The 24,306-nt window shown below is 57.8% G+C and carries 24 protein-coding genes; 10 read left to right on the top strand and 14 right to left on the bottom strand.

Annotation, left to right across the window (positions count from 1 at the left end):
- Window positions 1–53: 53 nt before the first annotated feature.
- The 4 genes from R1T46_RS09680 to R1T46_RS09695 are packed head-to-tail and all read right to left on the bottom strand — an operon-like array spanning window position 54 to window position 5,030.
- The gene (locus R1T46_RS09680) at window positions 54–1,175 is read right to left on the bottom strand and encodes a DUF1513 domain-containing protein (RefSeq protein ID WP_317308095.1); all 1,122 of its coding nucleotides are present in this window, start codon (window positions 1,173–1,175) and stop codon (window positions 54–56) included.
- Entirely contained in the window at window positions 1,175–2,218 is a 1,044-nt protein-coding gene (locus R1T46_RS09685; protein WP_317308096.1) for an imelysin family protein, read from the bottom strand. The genes R1T46_RS09680 and R1T46_RS09685 overlap by 1 nt, the downstream gene beginning before the upstream one ends.
- 9 nt (window positions 2,219–2,227) lie before the next feature.
- On the bottom strand, window positions 2,228–3,646 hold the full coding sequence (locus R1T46_RS09690) for a di-heme oxidoredictase family protein (RefSeq protein ID WP_317308097.1): 1,419 nt from the start codon (window positions 3,644–3,646) through the stop codon (window positions 2,228–2,230).
- Window positions 3,647–3,701: 55 nt separating this feature from the next.
- A complete protein-coding gene (locus tag R1T46_RS09695; RefSeq protein WP_317308098.1) occupies window positions 3,702–5,030 on the bottom strand; it encodes an imelysin family protein in 1,329 nt (442 codons plus the stop codon).
- Window positions 5,031–5,260: 230 nt separating this feature from the next.
- Here R1T46_RS09695 and R1T46_RS09700 point away from each other — a divergent pair, with 230 nt between their 5' ends.
- A complete protein-coding gene (locus R1T46_RS09700) occupies window positions 5,261–6,103 on the top strand; it encodes a 23S rRNA (adenine(2030)-N(6))-methyltransferase RlmJ (RefSeq protein ID WP_317308099.1) in 843 nt (280 codons plus the stop codon).
- 2 nt (window positions 6,104–6,105) lie between these two features.
- On the opposite strand, the gene dctP is transcribed toward R1T46_RS09700, so the two are convergent.
- Together dctP and R1T46_RS09710 are read right to left on the bottom strand one after the other, a co-directional pair.
- A complete protein-coding gene (gene dctP, locus R1T46_RS09705; protein WP_317308100.1) occupies window positions 6,106–7,197 on the bottom strand; it encodes a TRAP transporter substrate-binding protein DctP in 1,092 nt (363 codons plus the stop codon).
- Window positions 7,198–7,338: 141 nt separating this feature from the next.
- Complete coding sequence (locus R1T46_RS09710; protein WP_126811944.1) at window positions 7,339–7,737, bottom strand: DUF4168 domain-containing protein; 399 nt, start codon at window positions 7,735–7,737, stop codon at window positions 7,339–7,341.
- A gap of 241 nt (window positions 7,738–7,978) precedes the next feature.
- On the opposite strand from R1T46_RS09710, the gene R1T46_RS09715 reads away from it, so the two are divergent.
- From R1T46_RS09715 to R1T46_RS09730, 4 genes are read left to right on the top strand one after another with little or no spacing between them, the layout of a single operon-like run.
- Entirely contained in the window at window positions 7,979–9,481 is a 1,503-nt protein-coding gene (locus R1T46_RS09715) for an ATP-binding protein (protein WP_317308101.1), read from the top strand.
- Window positions 9,471–10,856, top strand: coding sequence for a sigma-54 dependent transcriptional regulator (locus R1T46_RS09720; RefSeq protein ID WP_317308102.1), 1,386 nt, complete (start codon window positions 9,471–9,473; stop codon window positions 10,854–10,856). Before R1T46_RS09715 ends, R1T46_RS09720 begins: the two co-directional genes overlap by 11 nt.
- Window positions 10,849–11,754 carry a DMT family transporter gene (locus tag R1T46_RS09725; protein WP_036209597.1) on the top strand — a complete coding sequence of 302 codons (906 nt, stop codon included), beginning with the start codon at window positions 10,849–10,851 and terminating at the stop codon, window positions 11,752–11,754. Before R1T46_RS09720 ends, R1T46_RS09725 begins: the two co-directional genes overlap by 8 nt.
- Window positions 11,751–12,041 (top strand): GIY-YIG nuclease family protein, encoded by a 291-nt coding sequence (locus R1T46_RS09730; RefSeq protein WP_317308103.1) that lies wholly within the window; start codon window positions 11,751–11,753, stop codon window positions 12,039–12,041. The genes R1T46_RS09725 and R1T46_RS09730 overlap by 4 nt, the downstream gene beginning before the upstream one ends.
- Here the strand turns inward: R1T46_RS09730 and R1T46_RS09735 are convergent.
- Complete coding sequence (locus tag R1T46_RS09735; protein WP_317308104.1) at window positions 12,016–12,909, bottom strand: alpha/beta hydrolase; 894 nt, start codon at window positions 12,907–12,909, stop codon at window positions 12,016–12,018. The two genes, R1T46_RS09730 and R1T46_RS09735, sit on opposite strands and share 26 nt — an antisense overlap.
- A gap of 98 nt (window positions 12,910–13,007) precedes the next feature.
- Here R1T46_RS09735 and R1T46_RS09740 point away from each other — a divergent pair, with 98 nt between their 5' ends.
- Window positions 13,008–14,027, top strand: coding sequence for an alpha/beta hydrolase (locus R1T46_RS09740; protein WP_317308105.1), 1,020 nt, complete (start codon window positions 13,008–13,010; stop codon window positions 14,025–14,027).
- A 64-nt stretch (window positions 14,028–14,091) separates the two neighbouring features.
- Window positions 14,092–14,748 carry an OmpA family protein gene (locus R1T46_RS09745; protein WP_278367365.1) on the top strand — a complete coding sequence of 219 codons (657 nt, stop codon included), beginning with the start codon at window positions 14,092–14,094 and terminating at the stop codon, window positions 14,746–14,748.
- Between the two features lie 69 nt (window positions 14,749–14,817).
- Here the strand turns inward: R1T46_RS09745 and R1T46_RS09750 are convergent, their stop codons facing one another.
- Window positions 14,818–15,102, bottom strand: a complete 285-nt coding sequence (locus R1T46_RS09750) for a hypothetical protein (protein ID WP_278367366.1) — start codon at window positions 15,100–15,102, stop codon at window positions 14,818–14,820.
- 196 nt (window positions 15,103–15,298) lie between these two features.
- Window positions 15,299–16,528: a phosphoglycerate dehydrogenase gene (gene serA / locus R1T46_RS09755; RefSeq protein WP_317308106.1), complete on the bottom strand. Its 1,230-nt coding sequence runs from the start codon at window positions 16,526–16,528 to the stop codon at window positions 15,299–15,301.
- 180 nt (window positions 16,529–16,708) lie between these two features.
- On the opposite strand from serA, the gene R1T46_RS09760 reads away from it, so the two are divergent.
- Genes R1T46_RS09760 through R1T46_RS09770 form a run of 3 tightly spaced genes read left to right on the top strand, consistent with a single transcriptional unit; the run spans window position 16,709 to window position 19,376 of the window.
- Entirely contained in the window at window positions 16,709–18,112 is a 1,404-nt protein-coding gene (locus R1T46_RS09760) for an FAD-binding oxidoreductase (RefSeq protein ID WP_317308107.1), read from the top strand.
- Between the two features lie 44 nt (window positions 18,113–18,156).
- Window positions 18,157–18,663 carry a DUF2244 domain-containing protein gene (locus tag R1T46_RS09765; protein WP_317308108.1) on the top strand — a complete coding sequence of 169 codons (507 nt, stop codon included), beginning with the start codon at window positions 18,157–18,159 and terminating at the stop codon, window positions 18,661–18,663.
- A gap of 32 nt (window positions 18,664–18,695) precedes the next feature.
- Window positions 18,696–19,376: an SIR2 family NAD-dependent protein deacylase gene (locus tag R1T46_RS09770; RefSeq protein ID WP_317308109.1), complete on the top strand. Its 681-nt coding sequence runs from the start codon at window positions 18,696–18,698 to the stop codon at window positions 19,374–19,376.
- Here the strand turns inward: R1T46_RS09770 and R1T46_RS09775 are convergent.
- The 5 genes from R1T46_RS09775 to R1T46_RS09795 form a co-directional block, all read right to left on the bottom strand.
- A complete protein-coding gene (locus R1T46_RS09775; RefSeq protein WP_317308110.1) occupies window positions 19,371–20,678 on the bottom strand; it encodes an AarF/ABC1/UbiB kinase family protein in 1,308 nt (435 codons plus the stop codon). The two genes, R1T46_RS09770 and R1T46_RS09775, sit on opposite strands and share 6 nt — an antisense overlap.
- A gap of 62 nt (window positions 20,679–20,740) precedes the next feature.
- Window positions 20,741–21,403, bottom strand: coding sequence for a fumarylacetoacetate hydrolase family protein (locus R1T46_RS09780; protein ID WP_126811953.1), 663 nt, complete (start codon window positions 21,401–21,403; stop codon window positions 20,741–20,743).
- 42 nt (window positions 21,404–21,445) lie between these two features.
- Entirely contained in the window at window positions 21,446–21,988 is a 543-nt protein-coding gene (locus R1T46_RS09785; protein ID WP_317308111.1) for an adenine phosphoribosyltransferase, read from the bottom strand.
- 27 nt (window positions 21,989–22,015) lie between these two features.
- Window positions 22,016–23,314, bottom strand: coding sequence for an NCS2 family permease (locus R1T46_RS09790; protein WP_036209628.1), 1,299 nt, complete (start codon window positions 23,312–23,314; stop codon window positions 22,016–22,018).
- 127 nt (window positions 23,315–23,441) lie between these two features.
- Window positions 23,442–24,062 carry a trimeric intracellular cation channel family protein gene (locus tag R1T46_RS09795; protein ID WP_041332388.1) on the bottom strand — a complete coding sequence of 207 codons (621 nt, stop codon included), beginning with the start codon at window positions 24,060–24,062 and terminating at the stop codon, window positions 23,442–23,444.
- Window positions 24,063–24,306: the final 244 nt, after the last annotated feature.

A 24,306-nucleotide genomic window follows, 5' to 3' on the forward strand; every position in this document is an offset into this window, starting at 1 on the left:
GATACCAGCTAAGGCGAGTTGCCTTAAGGCAGGAGGGCCGCGTTGCGGGTGATTCAGACCAGGTGGTGGTCCCACTGGACCGGCAGATCGGCGATTTGCCGTGATTGATTGTCCTGCCCCAGACGCACCAGTTTTCCGCGTCCGGAGGAGATCAGGAAATCGCCTCCTGCCAAGGCCTGGACGCCAGCGCAGTCGGGTATGGACGCCCTGGCCAGCAGTTCGCCAGTGATGCCATTGAACACCACGGCGGTGCCGCCCACCGGCGACGCGGCAGCGACAAGGTCATTCTCGGGATGGGCAATAACGCTGGCGATGTAGTTGGCCAGTGCTGCCTGGGTATCCTCATCGAATCGGATTTCCTGAAGCTGACCGCCTTCCAGCCGGGCGATGAGGGCGGGGGACTCGTGAAGCGGGCCCTGGTACTGGTAGGCAACGTACACCCGGCTGTTAGAACCGGTACTGACGTGACGGGCGCTTTGCTGGTGATGGGCAGGGTTGAATCGCCCAATAATCCGACCGCTATGGCGGTTCATCAGGATCAGCGCAGGTTCCATGGTGTCGAGGTTCAGCTTGAGGCGATCGTAGTCGGGGTGGGTCAGTATGCCGCCGAGGCCGATCACCAGTGTTTCCCCGTCCGGGTGCAGTGTCAGTTCATGGGGGCCAATGCCCTGAAGCTCAAAGGTATCGACCCGCTGATAATTCTGCTCCGCGTCATAGACGGCAATAATGCCTTGCCCCGGCTCGTAGCGGCTGGCGGTGACATAGAGCCAGCGGCCGTCGGGGGAGAATACTCCATGACCGACAAAGTGTTCCCCGGAGGCTGCCTTGACGCGATGGGTCCTGTTGCCGCTGAGGGCATCGAACGCGTAAAACGCCCAGCCGGGCCGGCGTTCGAAAAAGAGGACCTGTGAGCCCGCGGGTCGTGCACAGCCGCTGTGGCAACGGGTGTCGACCGGCGACTCCCATACGGGTTGACCTTTGCGGTTGATGGCACTAATGCCGAACTTGCCCCCGGGCAGTCCCACGGCGCCGACGTACTGTTCTGGCGCGTAATCCGCTTTCCGAGGCAGCAGGCTGCAGCCGGACAGGGTGGCTGCCAGTCCTCCCGCCATACCCGCTTTCAGTAATTGTCTGCGGTTGATAAGCGCACCTCCGGGTTGTCTGTTGCTGCTCATCAGTCGCCGTCGCTGGAATTGAAGCCGCGAATGACGCCGAGTTCAACCGCTGCCTGATCATTGATCAGCGTGGTTAACTGGGAAACGTCAACGTAGAAGCCCTGGAGCAGGGAAAAGGCGTTGTCATTGGAAAGCAGTTCAGTCATGGGGCGATGGAGTTCCGGGAAGTGCTCCTGAACGTCCTTGAACTGGTTTTCAATTCGTGGACCCAGTTGCGGCTGTTCGCTTTCTTTGAGCAGCTGTGTCAGACCCGGTAGGAAAGACTGCTCCAGGCCGTGGATGGTTGCTTCAATGGTCTTCAGACTGCCTCCGCTACGCCAGGCATCGGCGGCGTAGACGGAGCGCTTGCCGTTCCCACGGAGGCCCATGGGCTGGGCAAGTCGACGATCCTCCAGAATCTCCAGGGCCGCCATGCCGGCACGGATGGTGGTGTCGCGGTATTGTTCCGTGGCCAGGTAATCCTCACGGAACGCCTGCCATTGATCACTGAGTTGCTGGCCATTGGCTTCGATGTGGCTGGCAACCGCCCTCAGCAGGCCGCAGGTCTTTTCCGCAGGTAGGGCATTGTCGCTGGCGTTCAATGGTTCGTCGTACAACAGGTACTCCAGCATTGGAAAGCCCTGAACGGCCACGCCGGACTCGGCAACGACCTCACCCGATATCGGGTCTTCCGAGTTCAGCAGATAGCTGGCTTTGCGGGCAATGAGGTTTTTCGGGTCGGGCCAGAACTGGAACTGCCAGGCAAGGTTGTCGCTCTCGACCGGGCCAAAGTCCACATAACGGACACGTTGCCACGCCAGGAAGGCGTTCAGCCAGGCTTGCTCAAGGGCATCGCGTGACGCCTGTTCCGGCGCACTGCAGTAGTCCGCAGCGGCAATGGACAAGTCGCCTGCTTCGGCGACCAGAGACTGGTAACCCGCGAGAATACCCCGGTGCCATTGCTGTTCCGCGTTGTTGCTCGTTCCAGGCTGGCTGGCAGCCATGCCGGCAATTGGAGCCAGTATCAGCGCGCAAATGCCCACGGTTTTCGTCAATAGTTGCATGGCGTGTCCTCAGAGAGAATGCAGGAAATCCAGGAGTGCCTCCCGGTCTTCGATGGGCATCTGACGGTAACGTTCAGCAGCCGGTCCGGCCTCGCCCCCGTGCCAGAGCACGGCTTCTTCGAGTGTTCGCGCCCGCCCGTCGTGGAGGAACCCGGACTGCGGATTGACTCGTTGAGCCAGGCCGATTCCCCAGAGCGGGGGTGTCCGCCATTCGTTGCCGTTGGCCAGGAATTCATCCCGACCATCGGCAAGCGCCGAACCCATGTCATGCAAGAGCAGATCAGTATAGGGCCATATGGTCTGGTTGCTGAGGTCCGGGCGACCTGGGGCGGTGCCGGTAGTGTGCCTTGGTGTATGGCAGCCGGCGCAGCCGGTTTCATTGAACAGTTCCGCACCTTGTTGAACGGACACATTTTCCAGGTTACGGCGTGCGGGCACTGCCAGGCTTTTGGCATAGAAGGTTACGAAGTTGCTCACCTTGTCACTCACTTCCGGGCTGCCGCCGTTGGTGAAGCGCTTACAGTTCTGCTCGGGCGTACAATCGGTTGCCGGTTTGATGGTGGACGTCAGCCCCATGTCTCCGGCAAACGCCCCCATACTTTGCTGATGAACGTTTGGTTCGGCAGCTTTCCAGCCAAATCGACCCGGCACGGTTTGCTGGCTGTCCAGGTCCCAGACTTGATTGAGTTTGCCGGAGAGGCCGTCGTTGTCCGTATCCTCCGGATCCGCCAGTGCCTGAAGGTCCTCAAGCGGTATGGCTTCCAGAAGACCCATGCCAATCATCTGTGGAGCCACCCGTGGAGACACCAGCAGGTCTTCCGGGAGCGGGCCATAGTTAGGGTTCTCGATCCGGTAGACCGGTTTTCGTAGTTCTATTTCGGTGCCGTCCGAAAGCGTCTCTGTCACCGATTTCCATTCGATCACCAGGTCGGCTTCAGGTTTGGAGGCCGGGAGGGCGGCGGTTTGCAACTGGCTGCCGTACACGGGAGCCGGTTTGAATCCGTGGGTCTTCAGGATATCCGCATCCTGATCGGGATCGGCCGGCACGGCGAGGCGGAGGAACAGGGATACAGGTTTGTCGTCAGCGCCCGGAGGATGTCCGCGGCCATCCTTTATGTGACAGCCCTGGCAGGAGTTTGTGTTGAACAGTGGCCCCAGGCCATCGCGGGCATCCGTGCTGGCAGGGGCTTCGACCCAGGGGTTGCGGAAGAAACTGTTGCCGACACTGAAATCCAGGCGCCTGGTCATGGACAGGTTAGCCTGGGGCAGGGAATAGGCATTGTGATCGAACTGATCCACAGTGCCTTCGCCCCCGGTCTTGACCGTCGCCTGGATCGGATAAGGGTCCTGGGCAGTGGCCATGGCGAAGGCCGCTGCTACGGCCACTCCCGAAGACAAGGTCAGCAGTAGCAGGGGGCGTTGGCGCATGGTTTCTCTACAACGTGTCGTTACTTTTTAGTGGATAAGCTGGTTAGTGGATCAGCTAGAAGGTATGGCCGGCGTCATCAGGCTTGAGCGAGTCGATGCCCAGTTCGCGGGCGGCCTGTTCAATGGAACCGGTTTGTGCCACCAGCGCCATAATCGCGCCGTTTATGATCTTCGCGCCTTTCTCATTGCCTGGCGCGATCATCATATCGAATTTCATCGGCTCTGACTCGGCTTCGGCACTGGATTTCATGGTTTGCAGCGCCCCCATCGACTCTTCGAACTGCTGGCTCAGTGTCTCGTTCAGTTCCGGGTTGAGCTCGGCAACCAGATCGGACAGGGAAGGACCTGTCAGTTCAGAGCCGTCAATCCGGGTGTAGCTGCCGGAGTAGATGTTGGCCACGCCCTGGCCGTTGTAGTAATGGGAGTTGTGGGTGTTGTCGCTAAAGCAGTCGTGCTCATCCTCGTAGGAATTGGCTTCCAGGGCGACTTTCATGCGCTCACCGGCAAGCTCACCCAGGGACAGGGAGCCCATGCCGAAGAACATTTTCTGTACAGCGGCATCCGGTGCTTCGGCGAGCAACTGGGAGCGATAGTTGTCTTCCGGGCCGGGTGCCCACTGTGCAACCATCCACTCCAGATCGGTGATCAACAGATCGGTCGCTGCATCCAGGTAGGCGGCGCGGCGGTCGCAATTGCCGTGGGTGCAGTCCTCGCCCTGGGCGTAGTCCGTAGCAGGGCGCTGTCCGGCGCCGCGATCGAAGCCGTGCAGGTCCTGACCCCACAGCAGGAATTCAATGGCATGGTATCCAGAGGCCACGTTGGCCTCCGAGCCTCCGATTTCGTTCAGCTCCGCCAGCAGGTCCGGGGTCAGGCTGGAAGCATCGACCGTCGTGCCGCCAATATTGATTTCCGTGCTGGCAATAATGTTTGCTGTAGCGCCCTCGTTGCCCAATTCGTACTGGTAGCCATCTTCCTTTACGTAATCAATCAGGCCTTCGTCCAGCGGCCAGGCATTCAGTTGCCCTTCCCAGTCATCAACCACGGCGTTACCAAAGCGGAACACCTCGGTCTGCTGATAGGGCACCCGGGAAGCCAGCCAGGCCTGTTTCGCCTTTTTCAGGTTTTCTTCGGTCGGGCTTTTCAGGAAGGTGTCTATTGTGCTGTCGAGGGACTGCGCGGCGGTCAGCGCGTCTTCGAAATTCGCATGGGCCAGGTCGGCGTAGTGTTCCACGACATCGGATTTGGTGATGGCTTCTGCTGCCGTCGACTCTTTGGTTGCCGAAGAGGTGGATGCGGTTTCGTCGCCGCTACTGCAGGCTGCCAGCAGCGTCGCAGAGATAGCGAGCGCCAGGGGGATGCGTGATGCGTTTGAGGGCAGGGCCATTTCGATATCCTTTCGCTGTTAATTAAATAAAACGTATTATTATTCGCATTATAAAGAGCGGGTGGGAGGTTGCAACGAATGTGAGAATGATTTTCAACTTTGTTGACTTGGCTGGGGATTATTGGGCGGAGGGGGATTATTGGACTGAGAGTGATCCCGGATCGTTGGAAATGTTTGCCAAATCTGCTCCAGCTGTAGCCTAATGGTGCCCCTATCGTCAGGAGTCTGTAATGCTGAGTTACCTCCACGCGTTTCATGCCGGTAATTTTGCCGATGTTCACAAGCACGCTGCCTTAACGCTAGCGGTCAGGATGATGCAGGCCAAATCGTCTGCTATCGCCTGCTTCGATACTCATGCCGGTAGTGCCAGCTACGATCTTGCGGGAGAAAGGGCGCTTAAAACCGGCGAAGCCGCCGCAGGGATCCAGAAGGTCTGGCCGCTTCGAGCCGAGCTGCATTCCGACGACTGGCAGGCTGTCCTGGCTGGGTTGGCCTCGGGGGAGGGGAAGGACGGGCAATTGGCGAGCTATCCGGGGTCGCCGTGCTGGTTCCTCCGTTACCTGCGGGAGCAGGACACCCTGACCGCCTTCGAGTTGCACCCCGCCGAAGGCGAAACCCTGGGGCAGTGGGCTGCCGGGCATTCCCGGGTCAAGGTCTTTCAGGAGGATGGATTAAAGGGGTTGCTTCGCCATCTGCCGCCCAGGCAACCAAGGTTGCTGGTGCTAACGGACCCTTCATACGAGATCAAAAGCGACTATGAAGAAGTGGCGAACACCTTGGCGCGAGCGTGGCAGAAATGCCGTCATGGCGTGTATCTGATCTGGTATCCGATTCTGGCGGGTTTCCCCCACAAGCAATTAAAGGATGCGGTGTCTGAGGGGCCCGTGCGCAAGGTGTTGTGCAGCGAAGTTGCACTTAACCGGGCCCCGCAACGTGGAATGTCCGGGTCCGGAGTGCTGGTGGTGAACCCGCCCTGGGGATTCGACACCCGGCTTGCGGAGATGATGAATACGGTTTCCGGTGATCGCTGTCTGGGCCTGTCATCGAACAGCAGCTGGCTGGTGCCTGAATAGCGCTATTGGGCGGTCGTATCCGTTGCTGGTATTGCGGATTCTGTTGTGCTGACCATTGTCAGGAGTTGGTCCAGGATGGCTGCTCCACGCTCACCAGCCATACGTATATAGGCCTTGCGGGCCGGCCGGCTGGCCTCACGGAAGCGGTCCCGCTCATCCTCGGTCAATTCAACCACACGGATGCTGCTGTTTTCCTTGATGGTATCGAGACGGCTTGCATTGAGTTCAGCCTGTACCTCGTAAGCCAGCGGTGCGATCTCATCCATCGCATCTTCCAGCCAGAGTTTCTGGTCTTCGGGAAGGGCGTCAAACCACGACGTATTGGAAACCACGGAGGTGACAAACTGGGCAGGTCTGGCAAACGTCATCACACCCTGGACTTCGTAGAATCCCATCTCTTCAATGGCGAAAACAGGGTTGGCCTGCCCGTCAATGCGGCGTAACTGAAGGTCGCTGTAGACCTGCGAAAAAGGAACCTGGCTGGTTGTGGCGCCATAGGTTCTATAGGTCTCTTCAGCGATGTCCGAAGTCATGGTGCGGATGGTGAGTCCGTCGAAATCCGCGGGGCTCCGCAAGGGCTTGTTGGCGGTCCAGACCATCCAGCCCTCAGGTACGAAACCATGAAGCTTGAGGCCCTGCTCCTCGTAGGGCTCGTGGAACAGTTGCTTCAAATCATCGCTGGCGAGCACGCCACGATTCACTTCTTCGTCATCAGACAATAGATAATGGAGGGTGAATACGCCCACCTCGGGAATAACGTTGGCCAGGTGGCCGGGGGAGGCGAAAGCGAGATGGACTGAGCCTTCCCGGGCGAGATCCGTCAGTTGGAGTGACGTGCCAATAGAGCCATAGGGAAAAACATCAACGAGGATGTTGCCATCAGAGATACGCTCGATACGGTCCTTGAATTCAAGGGCATAACGGTGTTGTACGCTGCCTTCAATTTCCTCAAGGGCAAAGCGCCAGGTAACGGGGTAGGATGGTTTCTCATCATTGTCGCCGCCGGACGCCGGTGCCGGGCTGTCTGAACATCCTGCCAGGACAAGCATAACCGTCAAGAGCAATGGGGTTAGCCCGCGGCAGAATCTTCGCATGGTTTGTCTCCATTGGTCTCTACAAAATCATGCCGACAAGATACCACAATCAACGTTGATTATGGCCATCGCGACCTCGTTTGCAGAATCAAAAAGGCCCTGTCATAGCAGGGCCTGAAGCAACCAATGTGGGGAGACGGCTTACATCAGTGCATCAACACGATTCCGAACCTGGGGTTCACTGTTGTAAGCGGTTGCGATGGAATTATAAGTGGGGATATCCATGCCGGAATCCTCAATCTCTGTCACCATCTCATCGTTGGCTTCCATCTGTAGTTCCTGAGCTTTTTTCTGGGAATCAGCCGCTTCGATTTTTTCCATATACTCATCACGGATATTGTTGATCCCTTCCTGAGCCTCAACGAATTGCTTCAGTTCCTCGTCGGTAAAGTTGGTTTTCTGAGTGCCGGCTGACGCGGGGTCACTGTATCCGCCGTTGGGATTGGTCGCTTCGGGGCTTTGCTGGTTTTCCTGCGCCAGTGCGGGGCCCGCCGCCAGCAGTGCCAGGGATGCAGTCAGTGAAACGAGAAATTTGTTCATGGCGTTCTCCTTTTGCGTTGAAGGGACTGCACCGTGTCATCGAATGCAGTCTGACGTTGAAAGGAATGCGATTCCTCGAACGTTGGTGTTGCACAATCAAGCTCTGTGCCATCTTTTTAATCTTCAAAAAAATCATTTAAAACAATATCTTGATGGCTATTTGGTGTTACCTTTGAGTAATGTGTGTTGTGGCTAAATGCCACATGTGGCATACCTGTGTGACACTTTGTCGGAGCGCATTATGAAAACGCCTGTATCAAGAGCGCGGGACATGTTTCGCTCGCTGCGCTTGACCTTGGTGCTGAGCATGGTTGTACCGTTGATGATATTCAGCGGGGTTGCCATCTATGTGGGACTCGGTGCCGTTGAACGTAACCTGAATGACCGTTTGCGGGAGGATCTGGAGCTTGTGGCCCGGGCGGTCAGTGGTCCGCTTTCCCAGGCCATGTCCGATGGCGATGAAATTGTTCTGGGGGAATCGCTGAAATCCATCTTCCGTATCGGCCGGGTGTTTGGTGCCTCGGTGTTTGATGAAGACGGGCAGCAGATCGCCAGCCTCGGTGTAGCGGACAGTGATGTTACGCGGAGCGACAGTGCCGAACGCGCGATAGCCAGTGGCAAGCTGGACGGTGCATTTCGCAGGGTCGACGGAGTGTCGGTATTCTCGCAATTTACGCCGCTGGTTGCCCCCGACGGTCGAATCCAAGGGTTGCTTCAGGTGACCCGAAAACGTAGCGACTTCCATGAGTTGGTGGCATCGAGCCGAATCTGGGCCGTCAGTATCTGGTCGGTGGTGTCGTTGATGGTCATTCTGGTGGTTGTTCTGGGGCATTACGGTGCTGTCGGTCGCCATGTCAGCCGGCTGTTGGAATTGATGGAGCGGATGGCACCCGGGCGTTGGCAAATTGATGGGCATCCCGCAGGGCCGAGGGAACTGAGACAGATCCACGAAGGTTTGCAAGACATGGGTGCCCGTATGGCGGTTGCGGAAAATGAAATCCGGGAGAGCGTTGAGCGCGAGCGGGAGCTGTCAGAACAACTGAAGTATCAGGAGAAGGTCGCCATGATTGGCCGGGTTGCCGGTGGTGTTGCTCATGAGCTGGGTGCGCCGCTGAATGTCATCCAGGGCCGCGCCAATATCCTTGGGCGGGGCGACCTGGCAAACAGTGATCGACGACATTTGAGAGATATCGAGCATCAGGTTGAACGGATGACATTGATTATCCAGCAGCTGCTCGATTGTTTTCGCCATGTGCCGGACTCCCGCCGGGAAACCGATCTGGTGGCCACCGTTCGCGAACTGACCGCGCGGGCCTGCGATGAGCCCAAGTGCCATGGCGTTGAGATCTGTACCGATATTCCAGAGGCCAGCGCCGGCGTTCTGGCCGAGCCAACGCGCCTGGAAATGGCCTGTCTGAACCTTGTCCGCAACGCGTGTCAGGCGGCTCAGTCACGGGTGATCGTGTCTGTTATACCCTTCGAAGGATACTGGGAATTGCGGGTGGATGATGATGGCCCGGGTGTCGATGACTCGCTGCGGGAGCAGATTTTCGAGCCTTTCTTCAGTACTCGTGCGGCGGGTGAAGGGACCGGTCTGGGGCTTGCGGTAGTCGGCAGTGTGATCAAGGAGCATGGTGGTCGGATTGAGGTTGGAACGAGCGCGGACGGCGGGTGCCGGATGTCAACGTTCTGGCCGGTGTATGACAAACGCATGGAGTCGACGGAGGCCCATCATGAAAGCTAGACCTGCTTCGATCCTGCTGGTGGAAGACGATGCCAGTTTGCGGACGCTTCTGTCGGAGGAGCTTGAGGTGGATGGTTATGCGGTACGCAGCGCGGCAACCGTTGCGGAGGGCTGCAACGGATTGCGGGAATGGCGGCCGGACCTCATCGTGTCGGACCTCCGGTTGCCGGATGGCGACGGCCTGGCAATATTGCGGCAACTGCAGGCGGAAGGTCACTCGGTTCCTTTTATCATCATCACAGCCTTCGGCACGGTCGATCAGGCGGTAGAGGCGCTTAAGGCCGGTGCCGATGACTTTCTCACCAAGCCGCTGTCGACCGATCATCTTCGCCTGAAGATCAAACGCCTGCTGGCTCATGCGGCGGTGACCAGTGAGCTCGCGCGCTACAAATCACAGAGTGAAAATGACAGTGCGCTGGGGCTGGTGGGGGAAAGCCGGGCGATGGAGCGGTTGAGGAATGAAATACGACAGGTGGCCCGTAGCCAAGCGGCCGTCCTGGTAAGTGGTGAGAGTGGCACTGGCAAGGAGCTTGTCGCCAGAGCCATTCATGATGAGAGTGAGCGCCGGCAGGGACCGTTTATACCGGTCAACTGCGCAGGCATTCCCCATGAACTGATGGAGAGCGAATTCTTCGGCCACGAAGCCGGTGCCTTTACCGGCGCAAAATCTGCCCGCAGGGGGCTGTTTGCCGAAGCGAACGGTGGCACGCTGCTGCTGGACGAAATTGGCGAGATGCCGCTTGCTCTTCAGGCGAAGTTGCTGCGTGTTCTGCAGGAAGGCACGATCAAACCGGTGGGGTCTGACCACGAAGAGGCTGTAAATGTGCGAATTATTGCGGCCACCCATCAGGACCTGGTCAGGGCTGTGGAGCAGGGTGGTTTCCGCGAGGACCTTTACTATCGCCTGGAAACCCTGACCCTGATGGTGCCGCCATTGAGGGACCGGGATGACGATGTCGATCTGCTTGCCATGAATTTCCTGCGGGATTCGGCTCGTCGTCACCAGCGCGGATTCCTCCAGCTGGGTGAAGTGTCCGCTCGAATGTTGGCGGACTACCCGTTTCCCGGCAATGTCAGGGAACTGGCCAGCGCGATTGAGCGGGCAGTGACCTTCTGCGACGGTGATGTGGTGTTGCCGGAACATCTGCCGGCCCGTATTCGCAAGCGCCAGACAGAGTCTGCTGAAGGCCGGCCGGTGCTGCCGTCCGGAAACCTGGCGGATTGGCCCACCTTGGAACAGGTCCAGCAGGACTATGTTGTGCGCGTTATCGATGCTGTGGAGGGCAATAAACGCCGTGCGGCCCAGATACTTGGGGTAAACCGGCGTACGCTCTATCGTTGGCTTGATGCGGAAAAGGACACTGCTCATGACTAACCAGAAACAGGCAATGCTTTACGGCCTTGGAACGGTATTGCTCTGGTCAACGGTGGCCACCGCGTTCAAGTTGTCATTGCGGGAATTGACCCCGGTCCAGATGCTGGTGGTCGCCTGTTCCGCATCGGTAATAGTGATGGCGCTTATTCTGGTCGCGCAACGTCGGTGGCACCTTGTCTTCGAACTGTCGCGCCGCCAATATCTGCAGTCTTTCGGTATGGGGCTTATCAATCCTTGTCTGTACTATTTCCTGCTGTTCGGTGCGTTTGACCGGCTGCCTGCCCAGGAGGCGCAACCCCTGAATTACACCTGGGCGCTGGTGCTGGCCTATCTGTCGGTGCCCTTTCTGGGGCAACGACTGCGACGTGCCGATATCATCGCCGGGTTGATTTGCTACAGCGGAGTCGTCGTTATCGCAACCCGTGGCGATGTGTTGTCGCTAACGTTCTCCGACCCTCTTGGTGTGGGCCTGGCCATTGGCAGTACCCTGGTCTGGGCGTCCTACTGGATCATCGCGACTCGGGATACCCGGGATCCGGTAGTTGGTCTGTTCCTGAATTTTCTCTGCGGTCTTCCGGTGATCGTGGTGATTTGCGGGGTGACGGATGGTTTCGATTTCAACCCCACAACAGGCCTGTTGGCGGCCACATACGTGGGTGTGTTCGAAATGGGAATTGCGTTTGTGCTCTGGTCCTACGCCATGAAGAAGGCGGAAAACACCGCCAGGGTGAGTAACCTCATCTTTATCTCACCGTTCCTGTCGCTGGTGTTCATCTATTTCATTCTTGGCGAGATCATTCTGCCATCCACATACGTTGGTCTGGTGTTGATCGTTGCGGGGCTGTGGATTCAGCAACGTAAAACCCGGGAGACAATGGCGAGGGCTTCATCGGTATGAGCCAGTGGTTCATCTACATGGTACGGACCGCCAAAGGGGCTCTTTACACGGGGATCACAACCGATGTGGCGCGGCGCTTTGCCGAACATCAGGCCGGTGCACCAAAAGGGGCCCGTAGCCTGCGGGGCAAAGGTCCCCTTGAGCTCGCATTTTTCGCAGAGACTACGGACAGGGCGACGGCTTCGAAACTTGAGTGGCAGATCAAACAATGGCCGCGCAGGCAGAAGGAAGCGCTGATTCGTGGGGATTTTGTCCTCCCGGTCAACTCGACAGATGCTGGCGTATAAACGCTCCAGCGGTTTGCAGGGCCTCGGTGGCCCGGTCCAGTTGCCCCGCGTGGACCTGGAAAACGTGCCAGAGACCGTTATAGATTTCCAGACGTGTATCGACACTGTCACGGCTGGCCGCGTCCGCCAGGCGCCGGGCATCGTTCAGCAGGATTTCCTGACTGCCCACCTGTATCAGCAACGGCGGAAGGCCGGAAAGGTCGCCATATACCGGTGAAATGAGAGGCTCGGACGGCGGTGTGTTGCCGCAGTACAGGCGCGCGGACTTGTCGATCCACGGTTTCTGCAGGACCGGCTCACATTCAGGCGAGCAAAGGTGCTGGTGGGAAAGGTCGGTCCAGGGAGAAAGCACCATCAGTGAAGAAGGCAAGGGCAGGCCTTTATCGCGCAGTCGCATGGCCAGGGCTACGGCAAGTCCACCGCCGGCTGAATCGCCCGCCAGGCAAAGGGTTGCTGGCGGATGCCCTTCGTCCAGCAAAGCGCGGTAAACCGTTTCGGCATCGTCCAGTGCCGCGGGGAAGGGGTTTTCCGGTGCCAGTCGGTAGTCGGGAGTAACCACCATCGCGCCACTGAATTTCGAAAGGTGGCCGGTTATTCCACGGTGTGTTCTTGGCGAGCCGATGATGTAACCACCGCCATGAAAATACAGTACGACCCCGTGAGGGTTGTCGCTGTGACAGGCCCGAGTGATCGAAAACCCCTCTGCCTGGATGTCGTCGAACCGGGTACCGCGTGGCGGGATTGACGTCAGGTAGGCCTTGCTGATCAACCGACGTTGCAGGGCAACGGGGATCGCGGGGTGCAGCAGAGGACGAACCAGTCTGTTCATGGTCTGGCGCAAACCGGCTTCCAGGACTGTTTGTATCATCGGCAACTCCGGGGTTGTGGTGTGCTAATCTAAGCGCCAAGCTTAAGGTAGGCACACTGCTATTTTCATACCCATTCATGACAGGCGTGTAACTCTACGTGTACTGGAAAACAGATACCATAGAAATTCCCAACTGGAACAGGGCATCACTGCTGGAGCGGCTGGCGCCATTTGAGCCGGAAAGTCAGGAGCCGCTCAGCGAGGATATGGTCGCGTACTGTCGCTTCTATGGCTTGGACCTCTGGGTGGAGCATCCGGAGGTCAGCTATCGCCAGGGTTATGTGATGGCGGACCGGCACCAGGTGATGGTCCATTATTTCTGTCTTCCGGCGCAGAAAAAGCCCAAGGGCACCGTGTTTATTCTGCACGGGTACTTTGATCATGTTGGGTTGTACAGCCAGTTGATTGACCGGTGCCTGGGCGCCGGCTTTGACGTACTGGCCTATGACCAGCCCGGGCATGGCCTCTCCAGTGGTACGCCGGCGGCAATCGGCAGTTTTCTGGAGTATCAGGCGGTGCTGACGGATGTCATGGCCAATGTGAGAGACAGGCTGCGGGCGCCCTGGTATGCGGTTGGTCAGAGTACAGGTGGGGCCATCCTGATCGACTATCTACTGACGAACCATCACACTCGGGAAACGTCGGACTTTCGTCGGGTGGTACTGCTGGCACCCCTCGTTCGGCCTGCTGGCTGGCTGGGGGCAAAAATTCTGCACAGTCTGGCGAGGCCCTTTATTTCCAGGTGGCGACGGGCGTTTGGTGCCAATAGCGGGAATTCGCGTTTCCTGAAATTTCTCAGGGACTACGATCCGCTACAAGCCAGGGCAGTGCATGTGGATTGGGTGTCGGCACTGAGGCAGTGGGTTCCGCATATAGAGTCCGCCCGGCCCGTTGAATTTCCGATTACCGTGGTTCAGGGCGAGAAGGATTTGACCGTGGACTGGCAGCACAATCTGCGGATAATCCGCAATAAATTTTCCTCCGTGGAGGAACTCAGAATACCGGATGGGCGTCATCACTTAGTGAATGAAGCCCAGGATCTACAGGCAACCGTATTCAATACCATCGTGGATACGTTTGAAAACGACCATGACGGGTCTCTTTCAGAGGCCAGTTAAGGAAAACCCGAAAACGGTAACATGCCGTGAAAAGTCCTCTCTTCTAAAGACTTTGGAGAATGCCGTGAAGAAAACGATTGTTGCTTTTGCCGTCGCCACCGTTGGTTTGGGCGGCTGTATGACATATGACCCGTACACCGGGGAAGAGAAAACCTCGAGTGCCACAAAGGGTAGCATTATCGGCGCCATTGGTGGCGCCGCTGTAGGCGCTGCAACGTCCAGCAGCAGTGATCGCGGTAAAGGTGCGCTGATCGGTGCTGCGTCCGGTGCGGCCATTGGTGGTGGTATCGGCTACTACATGGATAAGCAGGAAGCGCAGTTGCGCCGCAAACTCGAGGGTTCTGGCGTTCGCGTTATAAGGAATGGTGACGAAATTGAATTGGTCATGCCCGGCAACATTACCTTCGACGTCAACCAGTCCACCATCAAACCGTCGTTCAGTAATACACTGGAATCGGTGGCGCTGGTGTTGAAGGAATTCGACAAGACCATTATTCAGATTGAAGGCCATACCGACAGCACTGGCTCCCGGGATTACAATCAGCTGCTGAGTGAGCGCCGTGCCGGTTCAGTGAGGGATTTCCTGTTGAATCAGGGTATTGAACCGAAGCGTACCCGGGCGGTTGGTTATGGTCCGCGTTATCCGATTGCCTCTAACGATACTGCTGGCGGCCGTGAACAGAACCGTCGCGTTGAGCTGACGTTGGTTCCCATGCAGTAACATCAGCCCAGGCTGATTGAGCGGCTCCGGACCATGTCCGTGTCCGGAGTCGCTTTCCTCTATCTGTTCTTAGTTGTTCCCGCCTGGAAGCCATTCGTCAATTCTTGCTTTAAGATCCTTCAACTGGTCTTCCCCCGAATCCCGTATTTCGGAAATCTTGTTCCGTGCTTCCTCCACGCGGTTCTGCAATGCTTCGATCCGCTCGGAGAAGTCTTTCTGTATTTCAGCTTCCGCCTGATCATCTTCAGCTTTTGCCATCTTCTCTTCGGCGTCCGCCTGTAGGGTCTGAATCTGCTTGCTCCAGTATTCAGTCTGGGTTTCGAGCTTTTTCTGCAGTGACTCCTTCAGTGACATGAAATGCTCCTTGGGATAGATGTCTGATGCAATGTAAAAGTGTTCACTTCCATCATGGTTGCATCTGATGACATCTCAAGGTCAAAGCGCCTAAAAGCAGATAAAGAAGCCGTTATATTGGGGGACTTGGCCCAATCAGCCATAAAAAACCGGGACTCGTTGGCCCCGGTTTTTTATGGTCCTGAATTCGTCAGGATCAGAACAGTACGCGACAGCGAATAGTGCCTTTCACTTTCAGCAATTTCTCCAGTGCCAGCTCACCGTATTCCTTGTCGACGTCAATGACCACGTAACCAATGTCTTCCTTGGTTTGCAGGTACTGGCCACAGATGTTGATGCCGTTTTCCGAGAACACCTGGTTGATTTCCGACATCACGCCCGGCACGTTTTCGTGGATGTGCAGCAGGCGGTGCTGGTTCGGATGCGAGGGCAGGGCCACCTCAGGGAAGTTCACGGAGGAGACAGAGGTGCCGTTGTCGCTGTACATGGCCAGCTTTTCCGCCACTTCGCGGCCAATGTTTTCCTGGGCCTCGATGGTGGAGCCACCGACGTGCGGAGTCAGGATCACGTTATCGAACTCGCGCAGTGGGGAGATGAACTCTTCATTGTTGGACTTGGGCTCAACCGGGAAGACATCAATGGCGGCGCCCAGGAGCTTGCCACTGCCCAAGGCATCGGCCAGGGCGTCAATGTCGACCACGGTGCCACGGGAGGCGTTCATCAGGATGCTGCCCGGCTTCATCTGGGCAAACTGCTCGGCCTTGAACATGTACTTGGTGGACGGCGTTTCGGGAACGTGCAGGCTGATCACATCGCAGGTGTTCAGCAGCTCCTGCATTGTCCCTACCTGTGTCGCATTGCCGATGGACAGCTTGGACACCACATCGTAGAAGTACACGTCCATGCCCAGGCCTTCGGCCAGCACACTGAACTGGGTGCCGATGTTGCCATAACCGATGATGCCGAGCTTCTTGCCACGGATTTCGTAGCTGTCCTTGGCGGACTTCAGCCATTCACCACGGTGGGCCTTGGCGTTTTTCTCAGGTACGCCGCGCAGCAACAGAATCGCCTGGGCCAGAACCAGCTCCGCCACACTGCGGGTGTTGGAGAAAGGTGCGTTGAAAACAGCGATACCGCGACGGGTCGCCGCCTGAAGGTCAACCTGGTTGGTGCCAATGCAGAAACAGCCCACCGCTACCAGCTTCTGGGCAGCGTCGAACACCTTCTCGGTCAGCTGGGTGCGTGAGCGGATACCCACGAAATGAGCGTCGGCGATTTTCTCCACCAGCTCGTCTTCGGCCAGCGAATGAGTCAGGAATTCGATGTTGGTATAGCCTGCGGCGTTCAGGGTATCAATGGCGGACTGGTGCACGCCTTCCAGCAGCAGGATGCGGATTTTGCTCTTTTCAAGAGACGTATTTGACATGGGCTTGCTTCCGAACCTTTCGTCACATGAAATGACCCGTGAGGACCGCTGTTGGCGGGCGGGCTCACAGAACAGGGGCGGTATGATACCATAAACGCAGATTTTCACAGCGCGTCGGACCACCTGAATCAACTCTGCCTACCGACGCCCTGATTAACCCTTTGCGAGACCGGACTATCCATGAATCCTGAACAGATCGTTGCCTCCCTCAAAGCCCTGATGGAAGCGGGCCAGACCCCCGGAAAAGTGCTGACTGACGCGGCCGACCTGGAAAATTACGGCAAGGACTGGACGAAGATCTATCCACCCAGGCCCGTGGCCATTGTTTTGCCCAAGACGACGGAACAGGTACAGGCGCTGGTGAGGTTTGCCAACGAGAACCAGGTGGCTCTGGTGCCTTCCGGCGGGCGCACAGGCCTGAGTGCCGGAGCCGTGGCGGCCAATGGCGAGGTTGTGGTGGCGTTTGACAACATGAACCAGGTCCTGGACTTCAGCGCCAGCGATCGCACCGTGAAGTGCCAGGCCGGGGTAGTGACGGAACAACTGCAGACCTACGCCGAGGACAACGGCTTGTATTATCCCGTGGATTTCGCCTCGGCCGGTTCCAGCCAGCTTGGCGGCAACCTCTCCACCAACGCCGGTGGTATCAAGGTAATCCGCTACGGCATGAGCCGGGACTGGGTGGCTGGTCTGAAAGTGGTCACCGGCAAGGGGGATATCCTCGATCTGAACAAAGATCTGGCGAAGAACAACACCGGGTACGACCTGCGCCATCTGTTTATCGGCGCGGAAGGCACTCTCGGATTTATTACCGAGGCCACCATGAAGCTCTCTCGCAAGCCGGATAACCTGACCGTGCTGGTGCTGGGCCTGAACGACCTGACCAACACCATGGACGTGCTGCAGGCGTTCCAGAAGCAGATCGACCTGACCGCCTACGAGTTCTTCTCCCATCAGGCCATGGGGCATGTACTGGCCCATGGCCAGGTGCAGGCGCCGTTCGAAACCGAGGCGCCGTACTACGCGCTGCTGGAATTTGAGGCGGTGTCCGACCAGGTGATGGACGATGCCATGGCGCTGTTCGAGCAGTGCGTGGAAAACGGCTGGGTGCTGGACGGCGTTATCAGCCAGAGCGAAACCCAGGCCCTGAACCTTTGGCAACTGCGGGAGCGCATTTCAGAGTCCATTGCACCGCGTACGCCGTATAAGAACGATATCTCTGTGGTGGTTTCCAAGGTGCCAGGATTCCTGCAGGAAATCGACGCGGTGGTCACCGAGCACTACCCGGATTTCGAGATTATATGGTTCGGCCACATCGGCGACGGCAACCTGCACCTGAACATCCTCAAACCGGAAGACATGGCCAAAGAGGATTTCTTTGAGAAATGCCAGCAGGTGAACAAATGGGTCTTCGAGATTGTCGAACGTTATCAGGGCAGTGTGTCTGCCGAGCATGGTGTCGGCATGACCAAGAAGCCGTATCTGGAGTACACGCGCAGTGCCGCTGAAATTGCCTACCTGAGGGGCATCAAGCAGGTGTTTGACCCCAAGGGTGTGATGAACCCCGGCAAGATTTTTGACTGAAGGCGTCCAGGCGATGCGGGTGGTGGCTCCTGGGAGCGACCTGAATGGTAGAGCAGCTTTCCCAGCGTGAAGGCAACTGTTTTCTCCTGACGCCCAACCGGTCCATGAACTGGCGGGGCAACATTCGCATTTGGCTTGCGGCCGTGTTCCTCTCCCTGATGATTTCCACCGGCATGCTCCTGGCGGGGGCGTGGCCGGTATTACCGTTCGCCGGCCTCGAGTTGACCGCATTGGCGGCGGCGTTTTATTACACCTCCCGCCGGTGCCAGAGGCGCGAGGTGCTGACCTTCGCACCGGAGCTGATCCGCCTGGAGAAAGGCCTGATTCAGAAGGAACAGGAGTGGGAGCTACCCAGGCGCCATACCCGCGTATGGCAGGATATCCCTCGCCATCCCTGGACTCCCCCAAAGCTTCACCTGCAGTTCCGGGGCGAGGAGATTTCACTCGCACCCTTCCTGAATATCGATGACACCGAGGAACTGGTTGCTATCCTGGAGAGGCATGGGCTGAGGGTGGAGAAACGGCGCAGGCCGGAGAAGCTCTGGTTCTGAATACATTCATCTGACAATCAAAGTGTTGCTGTATGAAAAATCACATCGTTGTGCTCACTGGCGCCGGTATGAGCGCCGAAAGCGGACTTTCCACGTTTCGTGACAATGGCGGCCTGTGGGAACAACACAGTGTATATGACGTGGCGACGCCGGAAGCCTTTGCCCGAAATCAGGAACTGGTGTTGCGCTTCTACAACGAACGCCGTTGGCAACTGAAGTCGGCAGAACCGAATGACGCCCACCGCCTGCTGGCTGAACTGGAGCAACATTACCGGGTAACGATCATTACCCAGAATGTGGACAACCTGCACGAACGGGGTGGCTCCAGTAACGTTATCCATTTGCACGGTGAGTTGACCAAGGCCCGCAGTTCGATGTATCCGGAACTGGTTTACGACATCGGATTCAACGACATACAGCCTGGAGACACCTGTGATCGGGGCTCCCAGCTTCGGCCACATATTGTTTGGTTTGGCGAGGAAGTGCCGATGATCGAGGCCGCAGCGGAGATCGTGCCCACCGCAGATCATCTGCTGATTGTGGGCACGTCCCTGCAGGTCTATCCCGCTGCCGGGCTGGTGGATCTGGTGGATGTCGATGTGCCGGTAACAGTCATTGATCCTGGTGAACCGGCCAGCCTTTCGAGGGCGAAGGTTATTCGCAAAGGTGCCAGTGAGGGGGTTGCGGAGTGGATGAAGGGGCTGGGGTTATAACGCCAGATACTCCTCGAGTTCCTCCCGAAATGCCGCCTGCACCCCCAGCCGCTTCATCATCCAGTAGTGCCCGGCGATCATGCGGTCGATAAAGATGCTCTCTACCGGCGGTTTGAAGTAATCCAGGTATTTGAACACGGTGGTGGTCTTGGCGGCGACGTCCTTGTGCAGCTCTGACTCGGCAAAATCGTAGGGCGTATCGCTGTCAAAGGGCTGAATCAGAATGTCCCGCCACATGGCATAGTAGGCTTCGTCCACCGCCGGCTGTGATTCCACGCGAGCGCCAAGGGCAATCAAGTGGCGATCCAGGGCGGCGTAATCCTCTTCCAGGGCGGAGACCAGGGCGTTGCGATAGGCCTCGACGATTTCCGGCTTCAGCTTTTTCACGCAGCCAAAGTCATAAAGGATGATGGTGCCACCCGGCCGATAGGCGAAGTTGCCAGCGTGAGGGTCGCCGTGGATGCACTGGTAGCGGAACAGCTGGTCCGCCATCATGGTGAAGATGCGGTGCCCGATCAGGTTGATGGTGCCCTGATCGTACCTTGCGGGGGTTATCTGGCTGATATGGTCGCCTTCCACCAGTTCCATAGTCAGCACCCGCCGGGACGAATGGCTGGCAAAGACAGTCGGGATCTTGATCCAGTCGTCATTGGCATGGAACGCCTGGAATTCCTTCAGGTTGCGGGCCTCGTTCTCGTAATCCAGTTCCTCTTTGAGCCGCACCCGGATTTCGCCGAACAGCTGGTCGACGTGCTCTTTCGGCATTTTCAGCAGGCCGCCCAGTTTCAGGGCCATTCGTAGCTGTTTCAGGTCGCTGTCGCAGGATTCGTCCACACCGGGGTACTGAACCTTGACGATGACATCGGTGCCGTCGTGCAGACGGGCCCGGTGAACCTGACCGATGGACGCCGCCGCGTAGGGTTTTTCCTGCAGATATTCGAACAGTTCCGACACCGGTTTGCCCAGTTCACTCTCCACCTGGCCGACAATCACCTCGAACGGCATGGGCGGGGCCTCTTTCTGCAGGCGTTCGAGAGCGTCCGAGAATTCCCGGGGCAGAAAGTCCTGGGTCTGGGAGGCAATCTGGCCGACTTTCATGACCGCGCCCTTGAGCTCACCCAGGGTATCGACAATCTGGTCCGCCATGCGGGTATAGCTCTCAGAGCGAGCGCCCTCGTTATCTTCCTCACTGCGGAAGATCCGGCGCGCGCGCTGGCCAGCGTACTGTCCGGCCACGGACGCCGTCATGCCTGCCAGTCTGAAGAATCGTCCGCTGCGTGTGGTAACCGGTTTCTTTGCCATGCCTGTTATACGTCCTGAAAAGCCGATGGACCTGAGGAGGATCGCAATGTCCCATGCCCAGCCTAGAGCACGGTGGTCTCCACAAACAAGGCGTCTTCCAGTTCCAGAGACAATATCTGGCCGGATTCCAGGGGGCCAACGCCTTTTGGTGTACCGGTAAGAACCACATCGCCGGGCATCAGGGTGAATTGGGTGCTCATGTGGGCAATCAATGGCACGATCGGGTTCAGCATATCCCGGGTATCACCGGTTTGCTGGCGTTCGCGGTTGATGTCGAGGGTAAAGGTGAGATGGTCTCGGCGGAGACGGTCGATACACACGAAGGGCGACAGTGGGCAGGCACCATCAAAGGCCTTGGCGCGTTCCCAGGGCTGGCCTTTCTCCTTGAGCCGGGATTGCACGTCCCGCAGCGTCAGATCCAGCGCCAGGCCGTAGCCAAGGATAGCGGCTTCGGCGTCGCTGGCCGACGCATTGGTCAGTGGGCGGCCGATCAGCACGGCCAGCTCGGTTTCAAAATGAACCGCGCCCTGGTTGCGTGGGAAGTCCAGGGGGCGGGTGATGTGCACCGCGGAGGTTGCCGGTTTGATAAACAGCAGGGGCTCATCCGGCACCGGATTGTTCAGCTCCCGCGCATGTTCCGCGTAGTTGCGTCCGATGCAGACAATTTTGCCCAAGGGCAGGTTAACCGGTGTTCCATCTTTCCAGTGGTGCTGATAGTCAGGCATGGCCGCTCCCGTCGTGCGTTATGGAAGGGAGCGAGGCGCTCCCTAATCACCCTCAAAAGAGCAAACAGTATAAACCTTCAGCCCCTCGTCCTGCAGCTTGCGTGAGCCCCCCAGGTCGGGGAGGTCAATCATGGCAGCCACTTCGACGATCTCGGCGCCAATTCTGCGAATGAGCCGTGAGGCGGCCAGCATGGTGCCGCCGGTGGCGATCAGGTCGTCCACCAGCACCACGTTGTCGCCGGGCTTGAAGGCGTCCTTGTGCAGTTCCACCGAGGCGGTGCCGTACTCCAGTTCGTAGTCTTCCACCAGGGTATCGAACGGCAGCTTGCCTTTCTTGCGGATCAGTACCAGCGAGGCGTTCAGCTCATAGGCCAGGGCGGAGCCGATGATAAAACCACGGGCATCTACGGCGGCAACGGCATCAATATCGTGGCCGTGGTAGCGGTGAACGAAGGCATCAATCAGCTTGCGGAACGCGGTGCGGTCCTGGAGCACGGTGGTGATGTCGCGGAAGGCGACGCCTGGCTTGGGCCAGTCTGGCACGGTGCGAATGGCTTTCTTGATGCTTTCTGAAAAATAGTCCATAGCGTGTCCAAGCGCTGAAAGCGCAGCTTAGGCTGCGTCCAGGAAGATGAATTTCAGGATAAAGACCACGGCGATGATGACCACGCTGGGGTTCAGGTCCGACCAGCGGCCGCTCAAGGCCTTGAGGATGGCATAGGTAACGAAGCCCAGGGCAATGCCGTTGGCGATCGAGAAGGTCAGCGGCATCATCAGGGCGGTTACCACTGCCGGTGCGGCTTCGGTGACGTCGTCCCATTCGATCAGCTTCAGGCCGCTGGCCATCAGCACCGCGACATAAAGAAGCGCCGGAGCGGTGGCGTAAGCCGGAATAATACTGGCAATGGGCGAGAGCAGCAGGCACGCCATGAACAGCGCCGCGACGACCACAGCGGTCAGGCCGGTGCGGCCACCGGCGGAGATACCGGCGGTGGATTCGATGTAGCTGGTGGTGGTGGAGGTGCCGAGGGCAGCGCCGGACATGGTGGCTACGGAATCGGACATCAGCGCACGGCCCAGCCGTGGCAGTTTGCCGTCCTTGTCCAGCAGGCCACCGCGCTGGGCGGCGCCGATGAGGGTGCCGGAGGTGTCAAACAGGTCTACAAACAGAAAGGCGAAAATCACGCTGATCATGCCAATGTTCAGCGCCCCTGCGAGGTCCAGCTGCATGAAGGTCGGCGCCAGACTTGGGGGCGCGGACGCAAAACCATCGTACTCCACCATGCCCAGCCCCATGGCTGCTGCTGTCACGGCAATGATCCCGATCATCACCGCACCGGTGATCTTGCGGAAGGACAAAGCACAGATCAGCACGAAACCGCCGAAGAACAACAGGCTCTCGGCCACTTTTACGTCACCCAGACCAACCAGGGTGGCGGGGTTATCAATCACGATGCCGGCATTTTTCAGCGCGATGAGCGCCAGAAAGAAGCCAATGCCGGCGGAGATGCCGAAACGCAGGGACATGGGAATGCTGTTGATGATCCATTCCCGGACTTTGAAGATACTCAGCAGGAAGAAGATAAAGCCGGAAATGAAGACAGCACCCAAGGCCACCTGCCAGCTATAGCCCATGCCGCCAACAACGGTGAACGAGAAGAACGCGTTCAGGCCCATGCCCGGCGCCAGCGCGATCGGGTAGTTGGCCCAGAGCCCCATGATCAGGGTGCCAATGGTGGCCGCCAGGCAGGTCGCCACGAATACCGCGCCGAAGTCCATGCCGGTAGCGGAGAGAATGCTGGGATTGACCACGATGATGTAAGCCATAGTCAGGAAGGTGGTAAAGCCCGCAAGTACCTCTTTGCGAACTGTGGTGCCATTAGCCTGGAGCTTGAATAGTCGTTCTAGCATGACGTATGCCTGCCTTACAGGGTGCTGAATGGGGGTTGAATGAACCGGTTTCAGGAATTGGGTGAAAAAACGGCAATGTTACCGGCTGGAGGCGAGAACGCCAAGGGACGATTGATCATCGGTAGCCTCATTGCACTGTTCGTCTGTCCCGCTGGAGGCGGATGTCGAAGCGCACAGCCAGCAGTCGGGTGATGAAAATAAACAAGAGGCCAATGGTCATGGCCAGGGATTCGCTCTCCAGCAGCCATTGGCAAACAAAGTATAGCCAACAGCCGGCGAAGGATATGGACGCGTAGATCTGGTCTTTGCGGAAAATCAACGGCACCTCATTGCAAAAGGTGTCGCGCAGGGCACCACCAAAAGTACCGGTCATCACGCCCAGTAGTGACGCCACAAACCAGGAGTGGCCCAGGTCCAGAGCCAACTGCGCGCCGAGGATTGTGAAAACACCCAGGCCGAGGGCATCAGGAAGCAGGATGCGCGATTCGCGGATACGCTCGACACGGTGCCAGTAGCTGAACACAACGGCCATGCAGAGGATCAGGATAGGTTGCTCCTGATGCTTGATCCAGTACAACGGGTGATTATCCATCATCAGGTCACGAAGGGTTCCTCCCCCCAGGGCGGTCACGAAGCCGATGGTGAAAACGCCCACCGGGTCCATGTTCTTGGATCGGGCGATCAACATGCCGGAGATCGCAAAGGCAATCACACCGGTCATTTCCAGCACGTAAATTATGTCAAACATCTCTGGCCCTAAGCCGCGTATTGCGAGCGCTGTGATCCGTTCCCGCTTTTTGAAGCGTGTTTGAGGCATATCTTGAAGCTGTTACGCGTATTGAGCAATGACTATGTCTCTGATTCGTCTGGCCTATGCCAGAGAGTCATTTTTCCGATCAGAATAAGTCCAGCTAATCCGGAGAGATTAGATTTCTTTATTTGCTTCATGATCCGACTCTGTTTAGGTTGATAACCATCCATTGATGTTGTCC

Source organism: Marinobacter salarius (assembly GCF_032922745.1).
Lineage (GTDB): Bacteria > Pseudomonadota > Gammaproteobacteria > Pseudomonadales > Oleiphilaceae > Marinobacter.

Coding starts and splice junctions, on each gene's coding strand:
- R1T46_RS09680 (WP_317308095.1), bottom strand. CDS start 1,175: ATGAGCAGCAACAGACAACCCGGAGGTGCGCTTATCAACCGCAGACAA.
- R1T46_RS09685 (WP_317308096.1), bottom strand. CDS start 2,218: ATGCAACTATTGACGAAAACCGTGGGCATTTGCGCGCTGATACTGGCT.
- R1T46_RS09690 (WP_317308097.1), bottom strand. CDS start 3,646: ATGCGCCAACGCCCCCTGCTACTGCTGACCTTGTCTTCGGGAGTGGCC.
- R1T46_RS09695 (WP_317308098.1), bottom strand. CDS start 5,030: ATGGCCCTGCCCTCAAACGCATCACGCATCCCCCTGGCGCTCGCTATC.
- R1T46_RS09700 (WP_317308099.1), top strand. CDS start 5,261: ATGCTGAGTTACCTCCACGCGTTTCATGCCGGTAATTTTGCCGATGTT.
- dctP (WP_317308100.1), bottom strand. CDS start 7,197: ATGCGAAGATTCTGCCGCGGGCTAACCCCATTGCTCTTGACGGTTATG.
- R1T46_RS09710 (WP_126811944.1), bottom strand. CDS start 7,737: ATGAACAAATTTCTCGTTTCACTGACTGCATCCCTGGCACTGCTGGCG.
- R1T46_RS09715 (WP_317308101.1), top strand. CDS start 7,979: ATGAAAACGCCTGTATCAAGAGCGCGGGACATGTTTCGCTCGCTGCGC.
- R1T46_RS09720 (WP_317308102.1), top strand. CDS start 9,471: ATGAAAGCTAGACCTGCTTCGATCCTGCTGGTGGAAGACGATGCCAGT.
- R1T46_RS09725 (WP_036209597.1), top strand. CDS start 10,849: ATGACTAACCAGAAACAGGCAATGCTTTACGGCCTTGGAACGGTATTG.
- R1T46_RS09730 (WP_317308103.1), top strand. CDS start 11,751: ATGAGCCAGTGGTTCATCTACATGGTACGGACCGCCAAAGGGGCTCTT.
- R1T46_RS09735 (WP_317308104.1), bottom strand. CDS start 12,909: ATGATACAAACAGTCCTGGAAGCCGGTTTGCGCCAGACCATGAACAGA.
- R1T46_RS09750 (WP_278367366.1), bottom strand. CDS start 15,102: ATGTCACTGAAGGAGTCACTGCAGAAAAAGCTCGAAACCCAGACTGAA.
- serA (WP_317308106.1), bottom strand. CDS start 16,528: ATGTCAAATACGTCTCTTGAAAAGAGCAAAATCCGCATCCTGCTGCTG.
- R1T46_RS09760 (WP_317308107.1), top strand. CDS start 16,709: ATGAATCCTGAACAGATCGTTGCCTCCCTCAAAGCCCTGATGGAAGCG.
- R1T46_RS09765 (WP_317308108.1), top strand. CDS start 18,157: ATGGTAGAGCAGCTTTCCCAGCGTGAAGGCAACTGTTTTCTCCTGACG.
- R1T46_RS09770 (WP_317308109.1), top strand. CDS start 18,696: ATGAAAAATCACATCGTTGTGCTCACTGGCGCCGGTATGAGCGCCGAA.
- R1T46_RS09775 (WP_317308110.1), bottom strand. CDS start 20,678: ATGGCAAAGAAACCGGTTACCACACGCAGCGGACGATTCTTCAGACTG.
- R1T46_RS09780 (WP_126811953.1), bottom strand. CDS start 21,403: ATGCCTGACTATCAGCACCACTGGAAAGATGGAACACCGGTTAACCTG.
- R1T46_RS09785 (WP_317308111.1), bottom strand. CDS start 21,988: ATGGACTATTTTTCAGAAAGCATCAAGAAAGCCATTCGCACCGTGCCA.
- R1T46_RS09790 (WP_036209628.1), bottom strand. CDS start 23,314: ATGCTAGAACGACTATTCAAGCTCCAGGCTAATGGCACCACAGTTCGC.
- R1T46_RS09795 (WP_041332388.1), bottom strand. CDS start 24,062: ATGTTTGACATAATTTACGTGCTGGAAATGACCGGTGTGATTGCCTTT.